Annotated in this window: 19 protein-coding genes and 1 pseudogene; 14 read left to right on the top strand and 6 right to left on the bottom strand. The window is 37.0% G+C overall.

Translation table 11 applies throughout. The features are described from left to right. The first annotated feature begins 26 nt into the window (after nt 1–26). From QCD85_RS07130 to QCD85_RS07120, 3 genes are all read left to right on the top strand, one after another. Nucleotides 27–380 carry an ArsR/SmtB family transcription factor gene (locus QCD85_RS07130; protein ID WP_273612734.1) on the top strand — a complete coding sequence of 118 codons (354 nt, stop codon included), beginning with the start codon at nt 27–29 and terminating at the stop codon, nt 378–380. Between the two features lie 210 nt (nt 381–590). Beyond that, entirely contained in the window at nt 591–2360 is a 1770-nt protein-coding gene (locus tag QCD85_RS07125; RefSeq protein WP_274172511.1) for a SulP family inorganic anion transporter, read from the top strand. A gap of 75 nt (nt 2361–2435) precedes the next feature. Further along, nucleotides 2436–2996, top strand: coding sequence for a VOC family protein (locus QCD85_RS07120; protein ID WP_273612732.1), 561 nt, complete (start codon nt 2436–2438; stop codon nt 2994–2996). An 8-nt stretch (nt 2997–3004) separates the two neighbouring features. On the opposite strand, the gene QCD85_RS07115 is transcribed toward QCD85_RS07120, so the two are convergent. From QCD85_RS07115 to QCD85_RS07105, 3 genes are all read right to left on the bottom strand, one after another. Beyond that, the gene (locus QCD85_RS07115) at nt 3005–4111 is read right to left on the bottom strand and encodes a DUF4179 domain-containing protein (protein ID WP_301262112.1); all 1107 of its coding nucleotides are present in this window, start codon (nt 4109–4111) and stop codon (nt 3005–3007) included. Nucleotides 4112–4447: 336 nt separating this feature from the next. Continuing rightward, a complete protein-coding gene (locus QCD85_RS07110) occupies nt 4448–6172 on the bottom strand; it encodes a methyl-accepting chemotaxis protein (RefSeq protein WP_301262111.1) in 1725 nt (574 codons plus the stop codon). A gap of 364 nt (nt 6173–6536) precedes the next feature. Next, nucleotides 6537–7373, bottom strand: coding sequence for a DegV family protein (locus tag QCD85_RS07105; RefSeq protein ID WP_273612729.1), 837 nt, complete (start codon nt 7371–7373; stop codon nt 6537–6539). A 183-nt stretch (nt 7374–7556) separates the two neighbouring features. Between QCD85_RS07105 and QCD85_RS07100 the strand changes: the two genes are divergently transcribed. Continuing rightward, nucleotides 7557–8162 (top strand): DUF1836 domain-containing protein, encoded by a 606-nt coding sequence (locus QCD85_RS07100; RefSeq protein WP_273612728.1) that lies wholly within the window; start codon nt 7557–7559, stop codon nt 8160–8162. A gap of 141 nt (nt 8163–8303) precedes the next feature. On the opposite strand, the gene QCD85_RS07095 is transcribed toward QCD85_RS07100, so the two are convergent. Beyond that, nucleotides 8304–10004, bottom strand: a complete 1701-nt coding sequence (locus QCD85_RS07095) for a methyl-accepting chemotaxis protein (RefSeq protein ID WP_301262110.1) — start codon at nt 10002–10004, stop codon at nt 8304–8306. Between the two features lie 345 nt (nt 10005–10349). Here QCD85_RS07095 and QCD85_RS07090 point away from each other — a divergent pair, with 345 nt between their 5' ends. The 6 genes and pseudogenes from QCD85_RS07090 to QCD85_RS07065 all read left to right on the top strand — a co-directional run bounded on the left by QCD85_RS07090 (nt 10350) and on the right by QCD85_RS07065 (nt 18172). Next, complete coding sequence (locus QCD85_RS07090) at nt 10350–11645, top strand: alpha-galactosidase (protein WP_301262109.1); 1296 nt, start codon at nt 10350–10352, stop codon at nt 11643–11645. A 319-nt stretch (nt 11646–11964) separates the two neighbouring features. Then, a pseudogene (locus QCD85_RS07085) lies at nt 11965–13913 on the top strand (3'-5' exonuclease). A 34-nt stretch (nt 13914–13947) separates the two neighbouring features. Further along, complete coding sequence (locus tag QCD85_RS07080) at nt 13948–14526, top strand: restriction endonuclease (RefSeq protein WP_301262108.1); 579 nt, start codon at nt 13948–13950, stop codon at nt 14524–14526. 20 nt (nt 14527–14546) lie between these two features. Continuing rightward, nucleotides 14547–16289, top strand: a complete 1743-nt coding sequence (locus QCD85_RS07075; RefSeq protein WP_301262107.1) for an ATP-dependent nuclease — start codon at nt 14547–14549, stop codon at nt 16287–16289. Continuing rightward, entirely contained in the window at nt 16282–17811 is a 1530-nt protein-coding gene (locus QCD85_RS07070) for a UvrD-helicase domain-containing protein (protein ID WP_301262106.1), read from the top strand. The genes QCD85_RS07075 and QCD85_RS07070 overlap by 8 nt, the downstream gene beginning before the upstream one ends. A gap of 121 nt (nt 17812–17932) precedes the next feature. Then, nucleotides 17933–18172 (top strand): hypothetical protein, encoded by a 240-nt coding sequence (locus QCD85_RS07065; RefSeq protein ID WP_274172523.1) that lies wholly within the window; start codon nt 17933–17935, stop codon nt 18170–18172. Between the two features lie 99 nt (nt 18173–18271). Here QCD85_RS07065 and QCD85_RS07060 read toward each other — a convergent pair whose 3' ends face one another. Continuing rightward, on the bottom strand, nt 18272–18790 hold the full coding sequence (locus QCD85_RS07060) for a GNAT family N-acetyltransferase (RefSeq protein WP_301262105.1): 519 nt from the start codon (nt 18788–18790) through the stop codon (nt 18272–18274). A 129-nt stretch (nt 18791–18919) separates the two neighbouring features. Here QCD85_RS07060 and QCD85_RS07055 point away from each other — a divergent pair, with 129 nt between their 5' ends. The 4 genes from QCD85_RS07055 to QCD85_RS07040 all read left to right on the top strand — a co-directional run bounded on the left by QCD85_RS07055 (nt 18920) and on the right by QCD85_RS07040 (nt 22332). After that, nucleotides 18920–19327, top strand: a complete 408-nt coding sequence (locus tag QCD85_RS07055) for a hypothetical protein (protein WP_301262104.1) — start codon at nt 18920–18922, stop codon at nt 19325–19327. 117 nt (nt 19328–19444) lie between these two features. After that, a complete protein-coding gene (locus QCD85_RS07050) occupies nt 19445–19699 on the top strand; it encodes a hypothetical protein (RefSeq protein ID WP_204823674.1) in 255 nt (84 codons plus the stop codon). Beyond that, nucleotides 19689–20060, top strand: coding sequence for a retropepsin-like aspartic protease (locus QCD85_RS07045; protein WP_301262103.1), 372 nt, complete (start codon nt 19689–19691; stop codon nt 20058–20060). Before QCD85_RS07050 ends, QCD85_RS07045 begins: the two co-directional genes overlap by 11 nt. A gap of 184 nt (nt 20061–20244) precedes the next feature. Continuing rightward, a complete protein-coding gene (locus tag QCD85_RS07040; protein ID WP_301262102.1) occupies nt 20245–22332 on the top strand; it encodes a glycosyl hydrolase in 2088 nt (695 codons plus the stop codon). A 146-nt stretch (nt 22333–22478) separates the two neighbouring features. Here QCD85_RS07040 and QCD85_RS07035 read toward each other — a convergent pair whose 3' ends face one another. Continuing rightward, on the bottom strand, nt 22479–22979 hold the full coding sequence (locus QCD85_RS07035) for a hypothetical protein (RefSeq protein WP_301262101.1): 501 nt from the start codon (nt 22977–22979) through the stop codon (nt 22479–22481). Between the last annotated feature and the right edge of the window lie 137 nt (nt 22980–23116).

The raw sequence follows: 23116 nt of genomic DNA, 5'->3' as shown, positions 1-23116 counted from the left end.
GATAATACAGTAAGGGGTATGGATTCATGAATCAAAATATACAGCAATTCAAAGCTGATTTCTTCAAAGCTTTAGCCCATCCGATGCGGATTCAGATTTTAGAAGCACTTTGTACAGGAGATAAGACAGTCAATGAATTGCAAACGATTGTCGGATCAGAAGGATCTGCTGTTTCTCAACAACTGTCGATATTACGTAGCAAAAATGTAGTGCAAGGAATCAAAGAAGGCACATCGGTAATCTATTCACTACGTGATCCGCTTATTCAAGAATTGTTAGCAGTAGCCAAGCGCATTTTTGATAATCATCTGGTAGACGCGATTTCTTTATTGGAAGGCATGCGCAATGAACCTGAAGCAAGCAGACATCTTGAGAAATAAAATAAGCGCACCTGTTTACGATAAATAGATCATTTCCAAACCACAATTGTCTATACACAATCAAAGTATCTCTTATGAATAAGGGATACTTTTTTTGATGTGCATAAAATATCATTGACACAATCTGTATGCAGGCGTACTATCTCTGTATATTCAAATAATCAGATATTTGAAATTAAATATTAAAATATGCAAAAAGAAGGTAGACAAATGAAGTGGACAGGAAGATTTGCTGGATATAACCGCAATAGTTTACGCAAAGATTTGATTTCAGGCATGATCGTAGGTATTATCGCTATTCCACTCGGGATGGCTTTTGCTATTGCTTCAGGAGTTAAGCCTGAATATGGAATCTATACAACGATCATCGCAGGTATAATCATTTCTTTGTGTGGAGGTTCCAAATTTCAAATCGGTGGGCCGACAGGTGCATTTATTCCTATATTATTCGCTGTAGTGATGCAATATGGATATGAAAATTTATTGATTGCTGGTTTTATGGCAGGTGTCTTTTTGCTTATTATGGGATTGTGTCGATTAGGCAAATTGATTGCCTTTATCCCAAGACCGGTCACGATAGGATTTACCGCAGGTATTGCTGTCACTATTTTTGGCGGACAGATCGCCAATTTTTTAGGATTGAGTGGACTTGCCAAACATGAAGATTTTTTCTCGAATATGCGTGAAATCGTTATTCATCTGAACACATTTAATATATACAGCCTTATCACCGGATTGACCTGTTTTGTAGCTATGATAGTAACCGCACGCTTTTTCCCTAAAGTGCCAGGTTCATTGATCGGATTATTGATTTCGACAGGGGTGGCTGTGCTGTTTTTTCAAGGCAAAGTGGCTACTATCGAATCTTCATTTGGCGCGATCTCAGGAGCGCTTCCTCATTTTCATATTCCAGATTTAACATGGGATAAAATTACTTTTTTGATTCGCCCGGCATTAGTGATTGCAATGTTAGGCAGTATAGAGTCTTTGTTATCAGCCGTTGTTGCTGATGGGATGACAGGCACACGTCATAACAGTAATCGAGAGTTGATCGGGCAAGGAATCGCCAATATGATAACTCCTTTATTTGGCGGTATTCCAGCTACAGGAGCGATCGCTCGGACAGCTACGAATATCAAAAATGGCGCTGTATCGCCTATCTCCGGTGTAGTACATGGGATTGTGGTTTTACTTGTATTGGTGTTATTTGCTCCTTATGCATCCAATATTCCGCTTGCTAGTATGGCTCCGATCTTAATGTTAGTAGCATGGCATATGAGTGAACGTAAGCATTTTATGCATATTTTGAAAATCAAAACAAGTGATTCGCTCGTCTTGGCGATCACATTTATATTGACCGTATTTGCTGATCTGACGACTGCTGTTGAAGTCGGATTGTTGTTAGCAGTTATATTGTTTGTCAAACGAATGAGTCAAGGATTAACGATAACCAAAGTACTCCCTGATCCAGAAGCTGTGAATCAGCAAGTACAAAGTCATATGGTTACTGAAAATCATGATTGCCCGCAGATTAGTATCTACACAATTGAAGGAGCACTCTTTTTCGGTAGTACCCATCTGATCGAACAAGCGATAGATGAAGCTATTGCGAATCAACCTCGGATCGTATTGCTTCGCATGGGTAGAGTCCCGATGATTGATACAACAGGAGATGCTAACCTGACAATCTTAGTGCGTAAAGTACAATCGTACGGTGGCATAGTGATTGTATCTGGTATCCAGCACCAACCACTTGAATTGTTACACAAAACAGGCTTGTATACGATGATTGGAGCAGAGCATTTCTATGAGCGGACAGGTATTGCGATTAATAAAGCGCTGGGGTATCTTGATCTAGAACGTTGTCGTGGTTGTCAGCATTTTGCTTTTCACGAATGTCAGGCGTTATCTGCTGGAATTATCACTTCACCAGTAAGCTCACCGTTATTATTGAAAAAAGCATTAGGATCTACCGTTTAATTTTCAGAAAACAAGTGTAAAAAAAGACATACGCATCATATCCAATCTGTTGTTATTTAGAAAGGAAGGATACATATGTCTGCATCATCTCAATATACACATCAAGATTATCGATCTATACGAGGTATCGATCATATCGGTCTAACCGTTCCCGATATCGAAGAAGCGACTCGGTTTTTTAAGCAAGCATTTGGAGCTTCGATTTGTTATGATACGCTCACCCCTCAACAGCCTGCTCAAGAAGGCGCAGAGACTGAGCAGAAGTTAGGATTGCCACAAGGCGCTAAAGTGCGTCATATGCGACTGATTCAGATCGGTCAGGGGGCAAGTATCGAGATGTTCCAATTTGAAAATACAGAACAGCGCTCTCCCGCATTAGCAGTAGATTATGGTATTCAACATATAGCGTTATATGTAGATGATATGCCAGCAGCTATCCGTCATTTTGAATCGGCGGGTGGCATTTTGCTGTCTTCTCCTAATCCATTACCTAATGAGGAAAAGGGAGAAGGGCATTTATTTGTGTATGGACGTGCGCCGTGGGGAACATTGATAGAATTACTGTCTTATCCACATGGAATCGATTATCCGCAGACAAGCGAAAGTAACCGCTGGACACCGCCAGCAGTTACATAATTTGATGCTTATTTGATTTGTATAAGCTGAGTATCTCCAATATTATCAGCTTCTCGGATAACGACTTGCAATTGCAGTGTTTTGGGTTGATCGAGTAAATTGCTGTAAAAGATATATTCATAACTGTTCGGATCATCGAAAGCCATTTTTCGATTTAACGCCCGTAACAGCACTGCTTGATCGCCTTCACCTGCAATAATGCCTGTCGCTTCTACCCATGATTTTTTGGTGTTATACGGTTCAAAGGGCTGATCTGATGTAAAGCGAACACGCATCTCTAAAGGAGACATTTCTACTCTGGTCAGAGCAACTTTGTGATCTCCTAATTGAATAATATGGTTCGGATAGACAATTTCAGTCTCAGGTCGTTTGAATTGACCGGCTAATGAGAAATGAATCAGCAGGGTAGGAGAATAATGCATATCTTCTGTGCTAGTATTGGTTACTGGATCGCTTAATCTACCATCATCTACAGAAGCAATTTGGAATTTGGCGGCAATTTCTTGCGGGAAAGGTTCTCTTGATTTCAAGCGAATAGTGGTTGTGCCACGAAATACATTTTCACTATCAGCGTCATGAGTTCCATTATTGCGTGAATGACCCAGAGGCTTGCCTGTAGCGATACTGCTTAATTTGACACTGTTCATCCCGTATATTTCTTGTCCATTTAAGCTTTTGGCGGTATAAAGGAGAATCAATTGATTTTCATCAGCGGTCACAGCATTGACAGTAACGATATATCCGTCTTTTTCAGCGCTCTCATTTACGTATTGGATATAGTTGTGCTTGATAGCAGATATTAAGCTCAGGTTCTGGATAACATCACTTTGATACTGGTGAAAAGGTTCTAATTTGCCCCATGAATTAGCAGTGGTATACGTGCTTTGCGTAGGCATCGGAACGATCAATAGGATCAGCATAACTACCGAAGTAAAGCCCACAACGACTAATAAGCGAGCATCCAACCAGGGAAAACGTGATTGCATTCGTTTGGCTTCTAGTACATCTTCCTCGTCTGTAAGAGTAGAGGTATGAGACATTTGAGATAGAGAAGGTTGTTCTGTATGTAGGCGAGAGTTAGATGGTTGAGAAGAATCTTTTTTGGATGTGCTCATAGCTACCATTCCTCCTGATTCAGAATAATTGACGAAGTTGCTTAGTTATAACGCATAATTATAAAATGTACTGTCCTTATTTTTAAATTTCTGGTCTGCTAAGTGCTTATTGTATATATCGGTGGTAAAGCTACTTTTGTTACTTTTTTCTGCTAACCTCTAACTATAGATATTCTTTATTTTATCTTACTACGAATAGCCAATACAAGTAGACATCAAAAAGCCCGCCAGCTCTTTAAAGAAAAGCAATCCTTTTCATTTTAGAGTAATGTGGGCTTTTTGATCTATAGGTTGGAATATCTATTTTAGCGTAGTGCAGGTACAGTTTGTCCCGAGTTAAATTTTGAACTCATTCATTTCGCTGTGTAACTGTTCAGCCGTCTCTGCTAGCGAAGAAGAGGAGGCATTAATTTCTTCCATCGATGCTAACTGCTCTTGTGTAGCAGCAGATACATTTAACATACCAGCAGCCGATTCTTGAGCGATATGAGAAATCTGTCTGGAGTACTCTACAATTTCAGTCGTGCTTGCAGACATTTGTTCTGCACCAGCAGATACTTCTTCAATATCACTTGCTACTTGATTAACTGCTTGTAAAATATCCTGGAAAGCAGTCCCTGCAATTGCGACAGAAGCCATCCCTTTATCAAATTCACGATTGTTTAAATCAACCGCTTCAATCGCATTTAATGTATCTTTTTGAATAAAAGCGACCAATTCAATAATTTGCTTCGCTGATTGGGAAGATTGTTCTGCTAATTTGCCGACTTCATCAGCAACGACAGCGAATCCTCGACCTGCTTCGCCTGCACGAGCGGCTTCAATCGAAGCGTTCAGCGCCAATAGATTCGTTTGCGAAGAGATGCCAGTGATTACTTTGGTAATATTACCAATCTCTTGAGAGCGACTACCTAATTCTTTTACTACAGAACCTAGAGAATGTAGCGATTGTTGAATCGAATCCATTTGTGATACCGCTTGTTGGATAGCATGATTCCCATCCGAAGATTTGCTTGCCGCATCGACAGCAGAGTTAGATACTGTCTGTGCACGAACCGCAATTTGTTCTACACCGATCGCCATTTCTTGCATCGCTTGAGAAGACTTGTTGGCAATATCGACTTGTTTGGCTGTACCGACTGCATTTTCTTGTACCGTTTCCGCGATTTGTTCAGCCGCTTGTTTATTTTGTTCACTACTTGCTGTTAATTGTTCTGAAGAAGCAGCGACCAACTCGGAGGTAGAAGCGACCGATTCGATCACCTGACGCAAATTGTGCTTCATATCATTAAATGACACCGCTAATGAACCGATTTCATCTTTGTTTTTGATAATCAAATCAGATCCAGTCAGATCACCGGCAGCAATTTGTTCAGCTGCTTTTTGTAGTGATCTAGCAGGCTTGGAGATCGAACGAGCAATAAGGAAAGCAATAGCCAAAGCAACAATAATAGCGATTACACTTAACAAAATAATGTTAAAACTTGCTGTCTGCGATGTACTTACCGATTCATCTGTAAGTTGAGTAGCTTGTTTGTTATCATAAGCTACCAATTCTGCAATAGTAGAATTAGCCGTATACCAGAAAGCATACGCATTACGGTGCAAAGCAATCGCTTTATTCAAATCATTATTCAGACCTGCATTAAGCACGTTAGGTGAAACTTTAATATACGCTTCATATTGTGTAGAGAAGCGTTGATACAGTCGTTGTTCATCATCGCTTTCGATTAACTTTTCATAAGCAGTACGTTCTGTTTGAATTTTTTTCAGTAATGTCTCGTAATCTTGATTAAGCTTGGCAACTTCATCTTGATTATTTTCTACAATAATATTGAGCAATAGACGTTCTAGATCGGACACATCCCCGTTAAGTGTTCCTAATAAAGTAACACTTGGCATCCATTTTGTATTTACATCGACTGCTTGATTACCCATACTTCGTGTACTTGTTAGAGCAAGTAAACTTACTATGACTAACAAAAGAATCACACTCAGAAAGCCAGTTAACAATTTGGTCTGTATACTCATTTTGACTTTACCAACACGCAAACGTTTCATAATATTGTCCCCCAATATGTAATGTGTAACGCATTCAACTTTATCTATATCGACAATTTCTTTTTATATATTAGACAATTTTGTAAATTTTAGTGCTTAAGATATAGTTCTTAAGGTTCTAATTGCAAATGCTTACATTTCAATTTAATAAATCACAGGTAGAAGCTGTAATTGTGAAGAATAGTCAAAAAAAGATATGGTCAGAGTCATTATTCATTTTTAGATCATCTGATTCGATATTTATAAATGCCACCCGATGATTTCAGACAACAAAAAAGCAACCTGTAGCATATAGCTACAAGTTGCTTTTTGATGAGATCTATAGGTAATCCTTTATATATAGAATGAATGTGTTAAATAGTATTTAATTTTGACGAATCCATGCTAATGCCATTGTACCTTCACCAGCATGAACACCGACAACAGGAATAAAGGGAGCAATTTCAATTTTGAGTAGCGGAGCAAATACACTGATTTCTTTCTCCATTTGAAATGCTTCTTCAATATTATTAGCGTGCATAATACATACACTTTTGACCAGATCGATATCTTTTTTGAGAATATCCATCAGTTTGTGTTTGGCTTTTTTGAAAGTACGAATTTTGTCTTCTACAATAATTTTACCTTCTACAAAACGCAATAGGAGGTGGATACGTAGTAACTGACTGATCACCAATTGAGTACCGGATACCCGTCCACTACGATGCAATTGAGAAAGACTTGCTGGAATCAGATAAAAGTCCATATTTTCAATAATCATATCGATTTTGGCTTTGATCTCCAGAGCCGTATCGCCTTGTTGTTGCCATTTGACTCCTTGCATAACCATTTCACGTAAAGGAAAAGCGCCGACTTTGGAATCAATCCCGATCACAGAAGTTTCAGTGATTTCAGCCGCTTGTAGTGAAGTGTGATACGTACCACTTAATTCAGAAGAACAATGAATCACGATAATATCGTCATATTTATCTTTAATAGATTCGTATAATTCCATAAATTCGCCAATCGGTGGCTGTGAGCTACCTACACTTTCGTTTTGACGCATTTTCTCATAAAATTGTTCTGCTGTAATTTCAACATTTTCTTTGTACGCTTCATTGTTCACAATCAGACGTAAAGGTACAATATAAATATGATGTTCTGCTGCAAAATCAGTATCGATCATAGCTGTACTATCTGTCACCCAAGCAATTGATTTCATCCAAACCACTCTTTCTTTACACAGAGATAGAATATACTAAAAATGCTATATTCATTTTATTAAAATTTTAACATATAAAACTAATAACTTTATGATATAGTTATTATAACTATATACAATCATAAACACAAATTACAGACAATGAATCTTATCATACATGCTCAGCTCAAGGAGGAATACATAATGGAAGACAAACTAGCTCAAGAATTAGAGGCATGGGGTAAAGAGAAAGTGGCTTATAAGTTTCCCAGATGGGAGCAGATTCCTGACATTGATTTATATATGGATCAGGTCGTCGCTTTATTAGAAAAGCATTTTCACAAATTCCCCGGGGAGAGTGCAGGCAAGTTAATCTCACCCTCTATGATCAACAATTATGTCAAACAGGGCATTATTCCACCTACGATCAAAAAGCGCTATTCCCGTACGCATATTGCTTACTTGATGATGCTGTGTACCCTCAAACCTGTATTACCTTTAGCAGTCATACAAGGTATTATCGAATTTCAATTACAGACCAAAACATTTGCTGAAGTGTATGATCACTTTGTGACAGAACAAGAGCAAGCATCCAGTTATACGATGGAACAAGCCAAAGCCGAAAGCAGATTGCTCGGTCAGACGACTACGACAGAACAAGAAATGTTAAGTAATCTTTCGCTCAAAATGGCAGTACTGGCGAACTCCAGTAAGATTTTGGCGGAAAAGATTATAGAAATGGAGCGAGCAGAAGGAAAGCTCTCTACTCTAGATGATCATGGTAAAAAAACGAAAAAGATCAAAATGTAAATTCAAGTTATTATCTTTACACATGGTACACAATGATATACCAAAATACCCCTTATCCTTTATATGCGATCTTCTGATCATAAAAGGATAAGGGGTATTGTCTATTTGTTATAAAGCTAGTAACACAAGTAAGCTAAAATATTACACTTTAAATGCGCTAACTTCGTTATGAAGTTGTTCTGCTGTCTGTGCTAGAGAAGACGATGACGATGTAATCTCTTCCATAGAAGCTAATTGTTCTTGCGTAGCCGCAGATACACTTAGCATACCTTCAGAAGATTCTTGAGCGATATGATTGATCTGTTTGGAGTACTGGACAATCTCAGTCGTGCTTGCTGATAATTGTTCTGCGCCTGCGGAGACTTCTTCAATATCACCAGCAACTTGATTGACAGCCTGTAAAATATCGCGGAATGCTTCACCTGCAATCGATACAGAAGCCAATCCTTTATCAAATTCAAGATTATTCAATTCTACCGCATCAATGGCATCGGTTGTATCTTTCTGGATAAATGTAACCAGTTCAATAATTTGCTTCGCCGATTGAGAAGATTGTTCTGCTAATTTACCGACTTCATCAGCAACGACAGCGAATCCTCGACCTGCTTCACCTGCACGAGCCGCTTCAATGGAAGCATTCAAAGCAAGTAGGTTGGTCTGTGTAGCAATACCTGTAATGACTTTAGTGATATTTCCAATTTCTTGTGAACGACTTCCTAATTCTTTCACGACAGAACCTAACGAGTGTAGCGAAGTCTGAATCGAATCCATTTGATTGACTGCTTGTTGGATCGCTTTGTTACCATTAGACGATTTGCTTGCTGCTTCGGTTGCTGAACTGGATACTGTCTGTGCACGAACAGCAATTTGCTCTACACCGATCGCCATTTCTTGCATCGCTTGAGCAGACTTGGTAGCAATATCAACTTGAGTAGCAGCGCCATTAGCACTTTCTTGTACCGTCTCAGCAATTTGTTCAGATGCTTGTTTGTTCTGCTCACTACTTGCTGTTAATTGCTCTGAAGAAGCAGCAACCAATTCAGAAGTAGCAGCTACAGATTCAAGCAAGCTACGAAGATTCGCTACCATTTGATTGAAAGCAACAGCCAGTAGACCGACTTCGTCTTTATTACGAATAATGATCGCTTCGCCTGTTAGATCACCAGCAGAGATACGTTCAGCCGCTTGTTGAATTTGTTTCACAGGACGGGAAATAGATCTAGCAATAAGATAAGCAATTACGATACCAATAACAACAGCGATAATACTTAAAATAATAATGTTCGTGCTTGCAGAAGTTGCTGATTTTACAGATTGATCTGTCAAAATACCTGCTTGTTCATTATCATAAGCAATCAATTTAGCAATTGTGTCATTAGCAGTATACCAGGCATCATAAGAAGCACGATGCAATTCGCGTGTTTTATCCATATCATTGCCTTTAGCCGCATCAACTAAGGCAGGAAAGGTTGTTAAAAATTGATCATAATTGGTGTTGAATGTTTCAAATAATTTGGATTCTTCATCCGATTGAATCAATGCTTTGTATTGTACACGTTCGGTTTCGATCCGTTTTAACAATTCATCTAATGTAGTGTTAATTTTAGTAATTCGTTCTGGATCATTTTCGATCGCCATGTTCAGGACTAGACGCTGTACATCAGAGATATCACCATTCATCATACCCATTGTGCTTACACTAGGCATCCATTTGCTATCAATTTGCTTGGCTTGCGATCCTAACGTATTCATACTGAATAGTGATAAAAGACTAACCAATACCAGTAATAGAATCACGCTAAAAAAGCCGACTAATAATTTAGTTTGAATATTAATACGCATTATTTCACTCCTCATCATTGTTTAAACATATAACGTAATACCTATATCGACAAAATTCGCTATATATTTAGGTCTTACAGATTAAAAAAAATAAAATTGCTAATAAATAATTAAAAAACTAATAAATGTTTTAATAGTTATATATTTCAAATTAATCAAATACATTTTATTTCAAAATATAATATCGTGTATCCGTTGTTGTAAGAATTAATAATGCAAAATGATTATAAAATTATAAATAATGTAGGTTAATATATATATTATTTATTGCAACCGTTTCCAAAAAAAGTTTAAAATAAATACAGCATATTATTCCAAAATAGATATATCTAAAGGAGATCCAATATGGAACATCATCTATGGGCACAATATCCACCCCGGGGCTGGAATAGTTGGGATTGTTATGGAGCCGCTGTACGAGAAGAAGAAATTATAGGCAATGCCGAGTATATGTCTACTCATCTCAAAGAGCATGGTTGGGAATATATTGTAGTGGATATTCAGTGGTATGAAGCAGGTGCTGTATCCTCAGCGTATCGCAAGTTTGAGCCATTAGAAATGGATAACTATTCCCGATTAATTCCAGCAGTCAATCGCTTTCCTTCCAGTAAAGATGGTCAAGGATTCCGTCTGTTAGCTGATCGGGTACATCAATTAGGATTGAAGTTCGGTATACATATTATGCGTGGTATTCCAAGACAAGCGGTGCATCAGAATACAGCGATCAAAGGAACACACATCACCGCCAGACAGATTGCACATCCTAATTCTATCTGTCCTTGGAATACAGATATGTACGGGGTAGATGCTTCGCAAGAAGGAGCACAACAATATTACAATTCATTATTTGAAATGTATGCAGAGTGGGGAGTCGATTTTGTCAAAGTCGATGATATTGCGGCTTCACGTCTGTATGATACTCATCTGGAAGAAATTGAACTAATTCGTCGCGCAATTGATCAGTGTGGTCGTCCGATGGTACTCAGTCTATCTCCAGGGCCAGCGCCATTACAATACCAACAACAATTAAGAGACCATGCGAATATGTGGCGTGTTACCGATGACTTCTGGGATATCTGGTCATTATTATATGCCATGTTCGAACGGTGTGAGAAATGGTCACCGTATGTAGGCGAAGGTTCTTGGCCGGATTGTGATATGTTGCCACTCGGTCATATCGGTATTCGCTCTGTAGATGGAGGCGGAGCAGATCGCTGGACACGATTCACACCTGATGAACAGCGTACTATGATGACACTGTGGTCGATTTTCCGTTCGCCATTAATGTTCGGAGGAGAATTACGGGATAACGATGAATGGACATTGTCATTGCTGAACAATCCGCTGATTTTAGAAATGAATCATAAGAGCCGTCAAGCCTATCAACTTTCTCGGGATGAGCAAGATCGAATCATCTGGGTAGCGGAGGAAGATGGAACACATAACCGCTATATCGCTCTATTTAATGCAGGAGAAGAGCAGAATACCGTAACATTGGATCTATCTTTATTAGATATAACAGTACCGGTGAATCTGCATAATCTATGGCAACCTACAGAACAATTAACCGTACAAGAACAATGGGAAATAGAACTTCCACCACACGGATGTGTCGTATATCGATTAGAGTCACTAGCTTAAAAAGAATACTTGTATCTCCAATAGAAAAACAGAATTAAAGCATATAGCAACTAAAGAAGATCGCTACCAACAGACCTAATAAAAGCAGGCTTTTCCATTTTATGATGGAAGATGCCCTGCTTTTTTGGTTTAAATCCATTATCTTGAAAAAAAGTATTTCCAATATGAGTCAAACGAAGTATGATATAGGTAAATGTATACGCTACCTAAGACCTAGTTAATTTGAAATATTTCATTTTAAAGCAAAATTATCGCAGATTTCCAGAAGAACTGGACTCTAACTCGTACATCTTCTGCCTGCACTAAGGAGAACACAACTATGGCATATACGATTCCAGACACCATCCCGAGAAAAGCAACCGCAGGCGAACGCCTTTTATTTCAAACGCTCAAAGAACATCTTCCAGACGATTATATTGTCTACTACGAACCAGAGATCGGTGGCAGACGACCGGACTACGTCATTATCGGCCCGGATCTTGGACTATTGGTGTTAGAAGTGAAAGACTACACCGAAAATACCCTCTACGAACTCAATACTCATGAATGGCAGCTACATACCCAAAAAGGAACAGGATCGGTAGAAACGGTCAAAAATCCGCTACTCCAAGCAAGAGACTATGCTTTTCGAATCAATAATAAGCTTAAAAAAGATCAGAATCTTACACAACAAAGTGGCGTGTATGCGAATAACCTCAAGTTCCGCTATGGACATGGAGTTGTTTTACCCGTCTCAAGCAGACTCATATCGTCAAGCATAGTCTACATCGGGTGATCGACCCTAGATATATGCTCACACGAGAAGAAATAGACCTCGAAGATGAGAATTGCACCGCAGATCATCTACTAGAGCGCATTACCAATATGTTCGATACCCCTTTTCATATGAATCAGATGCTGACGGACGAAGATATCAAAGCGATTCGCTATCATCTATTTCCCGAAGTACGGATTAGTGCAGAATATCGAGAGCCTGCTTATTATCAAGACCAACTCTTACTATCGCTTCATAATATTCAAGCGATGGACTTGCATCAGGAATCACTTGCCAGACAGTTGGGAGATAAGAATCGATTAATACGCGGTGTAGCAGGTAGTGGCAAGACTTTAATTCTAGCCGCTAGAGCGAAGATGTTAATCAAAGACCATCCACATTGGAAAATTCTTGTCCTCTGTTATGGCATTCCATTATCAAGAGTGATTCGCAGTCAGATTGATCGGATGCTCGAAGAACCGGAAGATTTGTTCGATTTTGCTAACAGTCAGACGAATTCATCAGCTACACCTTCTATAGAGAAGTCATCCAACCTACAGATTGCTACATTCCATGAATGGCTGTGGAGCACGATGCGTATCAAAGACGAACTGATCGAATCTTATCTGGAAAAGATCAATCGTGGCGAGACGATCTTACCGCAATACGATGCGATCTTGATCGACGAAGGACAAGACTTCGAACCGTCATGGCTAGAATTGCTAAGTAAGGTGCTTAACCCGGAGACCCAATCGTTATTACTGGTCGAAGACAAAGCGCAAAATATTTACAAACGCAAAACCAGTCTGAGCCAGAACACCGGACTCGACTTCCGTGGACGCTCCAAAATTCTCAGTATCAACTACCGCAACACCGCTCAGATCGTCAACTTCGCATGGGACTTCTATCGTACCCATTCGAGCTTAGGGGAAAAGGTCAAAGAAGGCACAAGTATAGAAGGGGTAGAGATTATCCCACCGCAAAGCACCAAGCGTAAAGGGATAGAGCCACAGATCAAGCACTGCGCTTCATTTGCAGAAGAAGTACAATGGGTCGCCCAGCAGATGAAGATATTACATGAGCAGAAAAAAGTACCTTACGCCGAAATGGCTGTCCTGTATCGGGTGCAAAAGCGCTATTCGTACTCTTATATAGACGTATTAAAAAAAGAACTATCCAAGCATGAAATTCCATACAACTGGTTCACCGAAAATACAGCATCCAAACGCACATTCGAACGCCACCAAGAAGCCGTCAAGCTATCTACACTCGACAGCTCTAAAGGACTAGACTTCAAAGCGGTTTTTATCGTCAATGTCGACAGTATGCCATTCAAGCTAGAAGAACATCCAGAGCGAGAAGTATCGTTATTTTATATTGGGATGACGAGAGCGATGGATTGGTTGTTCTTGAGTTATAGCAAGGTGGAGGGATTTGCAGGGTGGCTTGAGGAAAAGGTTGTCGAAGCAAGTGATGTAGTAGAACAGAAGAAGCAACAACGATTCAAATCCTAAAAAAGTATAGATCATTCTCAAAGGAGAGTTACACATGGCACGTAGAAAGAGCAAAAAGAAGCAACAGCAAGAATCTGCCAATGCAATCGGTGGACTGATCATATTCGGGGGAATAGGCGTTAGTTATTTTGCTAAAAGTATTGCAGTAGGTGTTGTTGCTATTGTATTAGGCATTATTGTATTTGCACTGATTAGCTACTCAATCAATCAGGCGAGAATCAATAAATTAAGAAGATCAGGCATAGCAGAGATCGACAAAATGTCAGGCGATCAGTTCGAGCATTATTTAGGTCAACTATTCAAGCTTCAAGGATACAATGCAACAGTGACTCAGGCGCAAGGTGATTATGGGGCAGATCTAGTATTGAACAAAGATGGCAAGCGGATTGTGGTACAAGCGAAGCGGTATAGCAAGAATGTAGGGTTGAAAGCAGTGCAGGAAGTGTATGGAGCGATTGCGCATTACAAAGCTTCGGCAGGTTGGGTTGTAACGAATAGTAGGTATACTCCGCAAGCAAGGACTTTGGCGAGGTCGAATAATGTTCGATTAGTTGATCGTGAGGAACTGGTTGAGATGATTTTGAGGGTGAAGGAAAGTAAGAAAGCAAATTAAATTTTAAGGAGGTTAATAATATGGAGTTAAAAAAATTAGAAATTGAAAACTTTCGTAATTTCGAGAAAATAAATATAGATTTGAAAAACCAAAATGTAGTTTTTGGTATGAATGATGTTGGTAAAACTAATTTAATATATGCACTCAGATTTTTGCTAGATAGAGAAATTAGGAATAAAGGATTTATGAAAACTGATTTTTTTAGAAATGATACTACTAAAACTATTAAAATTACATTATCAGTTTCTTTAGAGCATTTTGACACAAACGTTGAAACACAACACATTATAGCAAAAGTAGCAGGCGCTAGGAATAGTGCTAATTTAACTGACTTTTATTTTCAACTTCAAGGTCAGTATAATAATTCAGAATATTTTAATGAATCTAAACTTTATTGGGGAAATGATATTGAAAAATTACAAGAAATACCGCAAAGAGGTATATGGAATGAAATAGATAAATTATTTGAAGTAGTGTATGTAGATCCAACTATTGATTTGCAAAAAACATTTCTTAAACATAAAAAAAAATTATTTGATCAGATTAAGTTGTCTGATAATGACAAAGAAATAGAAAATAGACTTAAACAATTAAGTGATGAATTAAACTCTAATATAAGTAGTATGGATTTAGTAACTACATTTCAAAAAGAAATTACATCAGAATATAAATTGTTGAAAGACGATAAAGTAACTATCGAATTAAAATCAGAAATGGCAATAAATGGTTATTTTAATGATCTAATACCATATATAAAAAGAGAAGATGATACAGAATTATATCCTACTTCTGGTGATGGAAGGAAAAAATTGCTCTCATATTCTCTCTTAAATTACATTATGAAAATCAGTACAGGTAATAAAATAATAATTTATTTAATAGAAGAACCTGAAAATAGCCTGCATAGATCAATGCAAATAGCTTTTTCAAAACAACTTTTTAGTAACAAAATCTATAATTATTTTTTCTTGACGACTCACTCCTCAGAGTTATTATACGAAATGGACAATGCATCTTTGATAAGAATATATTCTGAAAATAAAACCAACTCTTCATCCTATATATATATAATTGATGATAAGTATAAAGAGGTAAAAAGAAAATTAAACCGTTCTCTTGCAGCCGCTTTGTTTGCAGATACTGTTTTACTAGTTGAAGGACCTTCTGAAAAAATTCTTTTTGAAAAAGTTTTGACTACTGTTAAACCAGATTTTGAAGTTTATGGAGGATATATACTTGAAGTAGATGGAATAGATTTCAAACCTTATGTAGACACCTTAAAAGGGCTTAAAATTGAGACGATTGTAAAGACAGATAACGACTTACAATTATTAAGGAATGGAGCCTATAATTTATTAGGAATAAATAGATGTTTAAAATTGATAGGTAAACCAAACATAGATAATATAACTATTGATTTTCCTGTATTATCTGATGGAGAGAAAATTAGCAATGAAGTAAAAAGTGAAATTTTAAAACATAACAAATTAATGATTTTTAAAAAGGAAAAAGATTTATTAGCTAGTTTTAATACAGAAAAAATATTTTTATCAGAGATTGATTTAGAACATGATCTTTATCAAGCAATAAAAACGCGGATGCATGAAACATTTCCTGCTAAAGACCCAATCGCTTTTTTGCAAGATAAAAAGCTTGTTAATATGATTACTCTTATAGATGCATTGACAGACGAAGATTGTAATGCGATTTTTAATCATTCATTATTTTTTGCATTGAAGGAGTTGACTGAAAATAATGTCTAGTATAGAAAATATTAGTGATCAAAATATTCGTGATAGCATAATAATTAATAATGGAAATACCGTTATCTCAGCAAGTGCTGGATCAGGAAAAACTTATACAATCATAAAAAAAATCGAAAAAATTTTATCTGAAGATATCAAAGATCATAAAATAATAGCAGCACTAACATTTACTATAAAAGCAACAAAAGAAATTAGAGATAGAGTTAATTTTTCGCAAAATAATGTAGTTGTATTAACTAATGATAGTTTTATAGAATTGGAGATTATCAGACCTTTTTTATTAGATGTTGCCCTTTTTAAAGAGGAATATTCTTCTGATTTTGTAATTGAATATTCTAACAATTTTAAATTTCGAACAATTAAGGAAGGATGTACAATCTTAAAAAATAATAATGTATTAGGATCATTTTGGGATAAAAAAATGAACTTTAAATTTAAACTTGCTCATTATATATTAGAAAATTCAATTGCTGCTCAACAATATTTAAAAGCAAAATATCATATTTTATTTATTGACGAGTATCAGGATTCTGATCAAGATATGCATAGATTTTTTATGCAATTAAAAAATTTATTAGGATTAACTTTATTTATTATTGGAGATAAAAAACAAGCCATCTATAAATGGAGAGGAGCTATGTCTAATGTCTTTGAATTGCTAAATGAAGAAGATTTTCAAAATTACAATTTATTTCACAATTTTAGAAGTGATATTGAAATTCGAAATTATGCTAATTTTTTACATGATGAAGAATATTTTATAGAAAATCAAAAAGAAGTACAGAATGTAATTTTTTTAAGAGGTCAAGGAATCTTAAACAACTTTGAAACAATGTTAAAAGAAAATATATTAGATTTAGATAAAGAAATAACTATAATATCTAATAGCCATAATGTTGCTCAAGAAATTGCTAATAGTTTAAACAGAGGTGGCTACAATTTTATTTATGTTCCTAAAACTCCCATTGATGAAGGAGTAGTAAATTCCCTTTTTCTTAAAAGTTTAGCATATTTCTCTAAAAATGAACGTTATTCAATATACGATTTTTTTAATGATATTCATTTTACAGATTTAAGAAAAAATATAATAAATGAAGTTAGTAATATAGTAAATCCTTTAAAATTAAATATTAATTTAGATTCAGATATGATTATACAAACTCTAAAGAAATTAAGTGATTATTTAGGCATAATTATAAGCCATATCGAAATATCAAGGTTTGTAGATACAATTTTGAATACAGATTATCAACAAGCTTTTCTTATTAACAATGAAAGACACCAAGTTATGACAGTTTTTGGTTCAAAAGGTTTAGAATTTGATCAAGTTGTGGGATTTAGTCAAGATTATAATATTGCCAGAATAACTCAAGATAATGATGATATCGAAAAACATTATGTTTGTGTAACTAGAGCTAAGAAAAAATTTGTGATGATATTAAATGAAGAAAATTATCTGAAATTTGTTGAAAAAAGAATGATTCTCAAACAGATTAGAAATATTTTCAAACTTATTTAAAATTATCAACAAAGTGTTGACTATACTCGTATGAAATGCAACGATTTGTTGCCTCATATTCTATCTTTCACTAAATTGTTCTATACTCCTCTTATACATATCCCGAGAGGAGAAACCAACCATGTGGATCATCAGCCAAGATGAGCAAACTATCGTTAAATCTGTTGCCCTTACCCTAGAAACATCAACCGAAGGAACTGTTCTTTCCGCTTACGTAGGAGACGGTTCGGTCGAATCTGCTTTTACGGTAGGTACGTTTCAACAGAAGGAAAGAGCAGCCCAAGAACTATCTCGCTTCCGCCAATATTTGTCCACGATCAATATGGAACCTTTTTATATTCAACCCGATCTTGAAGCCTAGTCTTACTGTTGTATTACATTATATGCTGTTCAATGCTAAAGCCTATTCGACTATTATCGAGTAGGCTTTTTTACTTAAATTAGTATCAATTTATGTTCATCATCTTGCTAACACATCGTCAATATTATTCCATTCATAGACTCGTTCATTGAGAAGCACGCCACCTATTTGTATAGTCACAGTCTTACATAATGTCGCACCATAATACTCATACCATTCACATGTTTTATTATCTTCTAGCACTTCAACAAATACCTTTTGCCAGCCCAATTGCTTGAATATCTTAAATAAAGATTGGAGTAGTTGCTTACCCATACCTTTACCTTGATAAGACTCCAGTATATAGATCGAAGTTAAGTCACCGGAGTGAGGTACGGTGTTGGTTTCTTTTTTCCAACCATCTGCAAATCCGACAATCTGACCTTCGAAATTCTCTGCTACTATAACGAAGTGATCTTGTTGTGTTATGGCTTGCATCCATAGATCATTTCGCTGGGTATAGGATAGATTGTTAAGAAATTCGTCTGGAATGATGCCTTTATAGGTTGTTTTCCAACTGTCTACATGAACTCTGGCAATATCTTCTGCATCTTGAAGTGTTGCTTTTCTAATGTGCAAGATATGTAAACTCCTTTGGCTCTTTATTTATTGTTTATAATAGCAAAATCTAGTATGGTTTGAAGTATTATATCTGTTTAGAATCTACATACTCATTTGATAATAGATTAGAGAGGAATGAACCTTCATTTGAAATCAGCTATAGTACTCACCTTATTAGCGACACTGCTAGGTTGTAGTTCCAATACCACACAGACCGAGCAAGGAGTACAATCTAACAACATTACAGAAATCAGCACGACAGAAATTTTAGCCCGAGAAACGATCCGTGATTCACCCCATGCAGATTTATTTATATTTGGTGATCGTGTATATGTTGTGGATCAACAGCTCACCATAAAGAATAACCAGATCGGAGAGAAGTTAGGAACGATTCAACATCATTATAAATCCGATGAATCTTTTACAGAGTTCATGTCTACAATACTTACAATCGGAACCGAAATATATCAAATCAAAAATGCAGTTCATATAGATCAACTTGCTATTAAAGGTAAGGATTACTATAAAGTATACAAGGCGCTTGAAGAAGGATAAGTATAGTATCGTTATAGCTATGCTGAAATATCAAATTACGTATATAACGATTGAATGGATATGATAAAATTAAAGTGAAAATAAAATATAGCTATTATTATTTGGGAGGGTATTATCGTGAAATGGCAGGAAGTAAGGGAACTGTTTCCAGATCAATTTGTATTAGTATCTATCCTTCAATATCATGAAGAAGATAACAAGAAAATCGTAGATGAAGTGGCTCCTATTCGCACTGTTTTGGCTGAAGATGCAAATAAAGAATTTTTTCAAGCTGGGGAAGGTAATTTGGTGTATCATACTGCTAATCCAGATTGTATTATACATTTGCGTAAAGATCCTTTAATGAGAGTGAGACGTTTGAATGAAAATTAATTACGATGGGCAATTAATGACTATCTCACTCACTGTTACATTTCGAGGGAAGTCAGTGCAAATTAACAATGTTATTATAGATACAGGTTCTTCTCACACTATATTTAGCCCTGATATTTTAGAAGAAATAGGTTTAGTGTATGAAAATGGGGATGCTATTTATGAAGCATATGGAATAGGTGGGAGCGCCCCATTTTTTACAAAAGTAGTAGATTCAATTCAGATTGATTCAGAAATTATTAGTAATATTGAAATAGATGTTGGTATTCTACCTAAGAATCATCAAGGATTATTAGGATTAGATATCTTGCTCAGTCATTCTTTTATTATTGATCTTAAAAATCTAGAGTTGTATGTATAGTTGGCATTATTATAATTAGTTTTACATAAAGAGTGTACAGACAAGAATAAGGGAAAGAGTATGTTTGTGATAACACTATTTTTTCCTTATTTTCCTATATAATCCTTCCTTATACTTTTGTATATTTAACTCTGTAAGCGCTATCTACACAGATAGTTATTCCAACAACAGAGGAGTTGTGATAATGAGGAAGCGTTGGGCGATAGGGGTATTGGCAATAGTGCTGGCAGTATCACCAATAGTAGGGCAAGTGGCACAGGCAGAAGATGAGGCAGAAGCGGTCAATAGTAAAACATCTCAATCGCAGATCGTGAATCTAGCAGATGCAGACGCAACCAAAGCTACACGTTCGCTATTTACGTATTTACTGAATAACGAAGGCAAAGACATATTATTCGGTCACCAACATGCCACTACGGAAGGGATCGGGATTACAGCCGAAGATGGAACACAATCTGAAGTGGAACGATCCGTTGGCGATCTACCGGGAGTATTTGGATGGGATACGTTAAGTCTAGAAGGATTTGAGAAGCCCGGAGTATATGGTGGATCAGCTACGGAGAATCGGGACAATCTGGTTAAGGTAATGAAGTCGGCTTACGAGCAAGGTGGTGTGCTCAACTTAAGTTCGCATATGCCTAACTTTGTGACAGGGAATGATTTTTATGATACCCAAGGGAATGTAATCAGCCATATCTTGCCGGGTGGAGATAAGCATGCAGTATATAATGTTTTTCTCGATCAGGTGGCAGACTTTGCTCATCATCTTAAAGATGATCGCGGACAAGCGATTCCTGTGATTTTCCGTCCTTTCCATGAGCAGAATGGCGGTTGGTTCTGGTGGGGTGCGCCTTATCGGACGAAAGAAGAGTATGTTGAGATTTATCGGTATACAGTAGAATATTTACGCGATGTGAAAAAGGTGCATAATTTCTTGTATGCGTTCTCACCGGGTAGTCCATTCAATCAGGATGAAGATACTTATTTGGAGACGTATCCAGGGGATGATTATGTCGATATTCTGGGATTTGATACGTATTATGATGGCAATACACCGACATGGTACGATGTAGCAGTCCAAGATGCACGATTAGTCGCTGAGATTGCAGAGCAGAAAGGCAAAATTTCTGCTTTTACCGAATTTGGCTATTCGAATGTGAAGCCGACAGGTACGAAAGATTTGCAGTTTTTTACCAAGCTGTTAAAAGCATTGCAGTCTGATCCTCAAGCGAAAAAGATGGCGTATATGCTAACATGGGCGAACTTTAATACCGATTCTATCTTTGTCCCTTATCGGGATGCACCCAATGGGTTAGGCGATCATGAACTGTTACCAGATTTCCAAGCTTTTTATAATGACCCATATACTGCGTTCCGTCAGGAAGTGGTGGCAGATCGCCCGTATCAGCAGAAGTCCAAAGTAGCCAAAGAGCAACCATTTATGCATATCGTTTCACCAATCAACAATGCAACGATTCCACTGAGCAAGCCGACAACGATTCGAGTACGAGTGAATGAAGCCAAGATTGCTAAAGTGACGTATCAAGTGCAGGGTAGTAGCACCGAATATAAAATGAAAAAAGATGCAGACGGATTCTATTATGTTGCCGATTGGACACCGGATGCTTCTCTTGCAGAAGAAGGAACCACATTAACTGTACAAGTTGATCTCAAAGGTGGTCAGGTGCTTACCCAAACAGTACAATTGTATGTAAGCGATAGTGATGGGATAACCGATCCATGGGTAGTCGATCAATTTGAAACGTATAAAGGTAGCAATGAATTGCTAGATCGAGCGTATGTGATGGCAGGCGATCCGAACACAGTCACACTCAGTACGTATGGCAAAAATAGTGGCAAATACGGTCTGAAATATGACTATACGCTGAACAGCCAAGGCTATACAGGTGAGTCCAAAAATATGCAAAATAGTGACTGGTCAGGCGCTAATGCAGTTCGTTTCTGGATGAAGCCCGATGGTAGCGATAATAAGCTAGTCATTCAGATCAACATCAACGGCACTTCGTTTGAAGCTTATCCTTCGCTGAGTGGAACAGAAGCAGGCATGATTCAGATTCCTTTTACCGACTTCAAGCCAGCACCATGGGACACAGCAAATGCTAATAAAGTGATTACACAATCAAGTTTGAAAGATGTACGAATGTTCTCAATCTATGTCAATAAAGGTGAAAGTTCCTCAGTGACATCAGGCACGTTGTATTTCGATGATATTGAAGCTTACGATGATGGAAGTACGAACGTACCCGAGTAATAGAAGGATATTGCAGAAGCCCTTGAATTTTTGAAGGGCTTTTCTTTCATAGTAGGTGGAAAAGGTAAATAATAATGATCCAGATTGTTTATAAGAAAAACAGTTCTGAATATATCCAGAACTGTTTTGTAATATAAGGTATTTAGTTATAGATAACCGGCTTTGTCTAAGCACTCCAGATAATGGGCAAAATAAGGATCATTAGGATCAGTACAAGCCTCCGGCTTAATGCCTTTAAGTACATAAAGTTCATACATCAACACCTCGCATAAACCTTGTAAGTTAAAGCCTGTCATCGTGTTACCATTATCCGAGTCTACAATCACTCGAATCATTCGACCTTCTTGGATATCTCTCCATAAACTATCATCTTCTGCTGGGTATTTAGAATTTTCTTTTGCCATTTCTGATTGTATCGAACGTTCTTCTGGTGTAAATAAAGAATCAAGAACTACTACATCTGTAATGACATAACATTTATAAATAGCATCAAAATCACACATCGGATCGTTTTTTAAATCTTCTACAGTACTTTTACTAACCTCGATAGCACCATATTTAGTCCGAAGCAACTGATCGACGAACTTTAGATCATACTGATAAGAAATTTGCTTGATTTGAAAAAGTTGGTATAACGACTTACTCATTGTAGTGTACTCCTTATGTATAAGATATTGGCGATAGTTAAATGGATTTTGTGTTATAATCTTACAAAATTATGATATGCCTAATTGTGTTGTAGTGTAAAGAAATAGCATAGAAAAATCAAATGAAAGCAAAACAT

The sequence above is a fragment of the Paenibacillus sp. PsM32 genome (assembly GCF_030433815.1).
Taxonomy (GTDB): domain Bacteria; phylum Bacillota; class Bacilli; order Paenibacillales; family Paenibacillaceae; genus Saccharibacillus; species Saccharibacillus kyungheensis.
The sequence above is the reverse complement of the archived record's forward strand: the minus strand, read 5'-3'. Positions and strand labels throughout refer to the sequence as shown.